General features: G+C 46.5%; 1 protein-coding gene and 1 pseudogene. Both read left to right on the top strand.

Annotated elements, in window-relative coordinates:
* Positions 1-512 precede the first annotated feature (512 nt).
* Positions 513-1,493 carry an ATPase gene (locus C4B57_11725; protein ID PXF50748.1) on the top strand — a complete coding sequence of 327 codons (981 nt, stop codon included), beginning with the start codon at positions 513-515 and terminating at the stop codon, positions 1,491-1,493.
* Positions 1,494-1,541: 48 nt separating this feature from the next.
* A pseudogene (locus tag C4B57_11720) lies at positions 1,542-4,029 on the top strand (hypothetical protein).
* The last annotated feature ends 393 nt before the right edge of the window (positions 4,030-4,422 follow it).

Genomic DNA, 4,422 nt, shown 5'->3' with positions numbered 1-4,422 from the left:
CGGTACACTGATTTCTACGTTCATGGCACTTCTCCTTTCGGTTTGATTTTTTGGTGATCAAAACCATTACAAGGAAAAGTGCCTTTTTCTACCCTTTCAGAATTCACACAAAATATTTTACACTACCTTAGAATTATACTCCGCCAAGTTCGCGTAGACGCCCCAGGAGAACTGCATCACATCATATGTGCACGTAATAGGGGGCTTGCCAATTTATACAACATATTTCACCGGCTACCTGATCAAGCTTCTTGAAAAAATCGACTGGGAATCCTGCCGCAATGTCTTGGATCAATGGGAAAAAGAACGCATTCTCAAAAAACAATGGTAATTTCTTTTGCTTGCATGAACAACTAAACCTCGTCTAAACATATATGACCATGTCAGACATCCAATGAAAAACAGGGAAGCAAAAACAAGGTCAGTCTTTTTTGGGTTAACCAAATATTTACTTCCCTCAGGATATTTTTTCTTATAAGATAGATACATTAGTATCGATATCGAGGTTGACGATGGCCAGTGCAGAACAAATAAAAGCGCTTCTGAAGTCACATATAGAAGGAGATAGTTCCCGCTTCTTCTCTGTGGCGATGCAGGTGGCGGCTCATGAAGCAAAACTTGGGCATGGCAAACTCGCCCGAGAATTACGGGCCATTATTGATGAAGCGAAAAAGAAGAGGTATGCCGTTCCCTCACCCAAACCTGTGCCTATTGCCCAGCCACGCGGTGAACTTTCAACTCTTTTAGAGGCCTCATATCCAAAACTCCGGTTGTCAGACATGGTCCTGGATTCCGATATTCAGGAGCGTCTGACCAGATTAATCATAGAACAGCGGCAAATAACCAAAATCCGGGCCCATGGCCTTTCGCCACGAAAAAAATTGCTTCTTGTCGGTCCACCCGGGACGGGAAAGACCATGTCGGCAAATGTGCTGGCTGGAGAATTGGGGCTTCCTTTGTTCCTCGTTCGCCTGGATAGCCTCATTACGAAATACATGGGTGAGACTGCCGCCAAGTTGAGACTCATTTTCGATGCCATTGCTCAATCCCGGGGCGTATATCTGTTTGACGAATTCGACTCAATAGGATCTCGACGTGGACAGATCAATGATGTAGGGGAAATACGCCGGGTTCTTAACAGTTTTCTGCAAATGATAGAGCAGGATGATTCGGACAGCATCATATTAGCTGCGACAAATCATCCTGATATCTTGGATTATGCATTGTTCCGACGGTTTGATGATGTTATTGAATACAAGCTGCCTGAGCGCAAATTCATGGTCAAATTACTCAGGGCCAAGCTGGCGGCCTTCGACAAAGCGCAGATCCAGTGGGAAAAACTTTCCGATCTGGCAATCGGTTTGAGTCATGCGGATATTACCCGAGCATGTGAGGATGCCATCAAAGATGCTGTTATTCATGACCGGGACGGACTTACCACTGAGGATATCATAAAGCCGTTATCGGAACGAAAGGCAATCCGGAACAAATAATATCCGTGTTGTAGAATATTCATCTTTTGGTAAAATCAACACTAACAAATGCCGCAAAGCAATCCCTCAAGACTTCGCCATCTTCTTATCACTGGTACGGCTAATACTGAATTCTACACTTCCCCTGCTACCGGGGGTGGTAGCAAATCAAAATTGCCCCCACGTCAGAGGCAAGCTCACGGGCAAAGACTGCTTAATCAGTTAAATAATCTCCGCCAAGAAGCTGAGGAGCTGCTGGAGGAACAGATCGCCTTCGGCGTTGATGCCGGAAACGGCATCTGCCTGCAGTTTGAAAGTGAACCTGACTTTGACTTGAAGCTTGAAAGTCTTGAAGTCATCCGATCGGGCATCGAACTCCTTGCTGTTACAAAGGAAGACAGCAAAACGCTGGCAACCGTTTTTGTGCCGGAAGGAAAACTGTCCTTTTTTATAAAAAGAATTACAGCATACATAGAGGAGGATACAGAAAAAGGCAGACCAAAAAATCAGCAACTGGTGGAAAGCATTTCTGCAATCCGAAGGGCTGTCCTTAATGCCTTGTGGACAGACGATAATGATTGCCTCCCTGAAGGAGATAGCCCTATCTGGTGGGAAGTGTGGTTGCGGGTTGGCAGTGACCGAAAAGCGATTGTCGATTTTTTCAACAAGCACGCTGAACGAATCGGTCTGACCGTTGGTCAGGAGCAAATCAGTTTTCCAGACAGGACTGTGGTAACGGCATTAGGCACCAAAGCACAGATGAGCACGGTCGATCAATCTGCTAAATTGCATTGCAGAACTTCGAAAGACCAAAGAAACGGCCGCCTTTTTCACTGCAATGGGAGTTGAAGAGCAATTTGAATGGGTGAAAGAGGCATTGACCAGAATTGATCCTCCCCAACAAGATAGCACGGCAATCTGTATTTTAGATTCGGGTATCAATAATGAACATCCGCTTTTGCGCCCGACCCTGGATGCTTATGACATGCACGCTTATGACCCCGCCTGGGGCGAAGCTGATCATGACGATCATGGCACTGAGATGGCGGGACTCGCCTTGTATGGCGATCTTACGGAGTTGCTCAGCCACTATGACCGGATTGCGCTTTCTCACCGTCTTGAATCAGTGAAGATACTCCCACCTCATGGCATAAATCCTCCTCACCTTTACGGTGATATTACCGCTGAAGCCATTGCTCGCTCTGAAGTGACCGCACCTCATCGAAGCCGGATTGTGTGCATGGCAGTGAGCACTATTGACTTCAGGGACCGCGGCAGGCCATCTTCATGGTCGGCCCGGCTGGATGCCTTGAGTTCAGGGGCTGATGACGAAAAGCAAAGGTTGATAATTGTCGCTGCCGGGAATACTGCCGAAGACATGCGTTATCATTACCCTGATAGCAACCTGACAGATGGAATTCATGATCCCGGCCAGGCATGGAATACAGTCACGGTCGGAGCTTTTACTGAGAAGGGCTTAATTGACCCTGAAGAATATCCCGGCTGGAATCTGGTCGCTCCACACGGAGACCTGAGCCCATCAAGCTGTACTTCCATGATCTGGCAAAGGCCGTGGCCGCTGAAACCGGATATTGTCATGGAAGGCGGTAACATGGCCATCGATCCTACTGCCGGTAACGCTGATTATGTCGATAGCCTTGACCTGCTCAGTACTGGACGAGAATATATTATCAAACCGCTGGTCACCATGAGGGAGACCAGCGCTGCAACCGCATTGGCATCCAGAATGGCAGCTATGCTGCAGGCTGCATACCCGGAGTATTGGCCGGAGACCATCCGTGCTCTCTTGGTCCATTCCGCAGAGTGGACTGAAGCAATGCAGGCCAGATTTCAGCCGTTAAACACTAAAAACAAATATGAGCAGCTTCTCCGTTATTGCGGATTCGGGGTGCCGAACCTTCAAAGGGCCATGTGGAGTGCACGGAATTCGTTAACACTTATCGCTCAAGACTCCTTGCAGCCATTTGACAAAAAACAATCCAGGTATGTGACACGGGATCTCAACTTGCATACAATTCCGTGGCCGAAGGAAGTATTGCAGGACTTGGGCGAAATCCTGGTAGAGATGAGGGTCACACTTTCCTATTTCATCGAGCCGAATCCGGCAAGGCGCGGATGGACCCGTAGATACAGCTACGCTAGCCACGGCCTCCGTTTTGATGTGAAAAGGCCCCTGGAAAAACTTGATGATTTCAGAGGCCGGATCAACAGGGCAGCCAGGGACGAAGAGATGGCAAGTTCGTCCTCCTCAAGTACAGAATCCGACAACTGGTTGTTGGGAACAAATCTTAGAAAACTTGGATCGTTACATTCAGACCGCTGGACCGGTACGGCCGCTGAATTGGCAGACAGGGGTTATGTCGCAGTATACCCTGTCATTGGCTGGTGGCGTGAACGTCACCACTTAGAAAGATGGAGTAAGCGCGCTCGCTACTCATTAGTTGTTTCGATAAGAACACCTGAAGAGGAAGTTGATCTCTACACTCCTGTGGCAAATATGATTAGACCCCAAATTGGGGTTAACATTTTAACGTAACCTATTTTCAAATTCCTTCCGGACTGTTTCATATTTCTCCTCCCGTCACAGCGGTCAAAGATTAAACGGTATTTCAGTCTCTCCCCAATCCCTGAACAGCTATTTCCTATCAATTATTTTCCAAACAGAATACAATAATTAAAAGCCAAAATGTATAAATGAGCTCAAATAGGCAGACACATATTTGCTTTATTGGCACCGTCTAATTCATGTGCAGTATTGGATATGAAGAAGCGAACAAAAAACGTAAAGAGAAAAAAGTCGCCCCCTAACCTGACTTTCCTAGTTATGACCAAAGCGAACGAAATTATCCTTATAAATACAATGAGTTAAAAGATAATTATTGTATACACTACAAATTATTAAAAAATTCAGTAAGTTACATATGTATCA

Source organism: Deltaproteobacteria bacterium (assembly GCA_003194485.1).
In the GTDB taxonomy this organism is placed as follows: Bacteria; Desulfobacterota; Dissulfuribacteria; order Dissulfuribacterales; family UBA3076; genus UBA3076.
The sequence above is the reverse complement of the archived record's forward strand: the minus strand, read 5'-3'. Positions and strand labels throughout refer to the sequence as shown.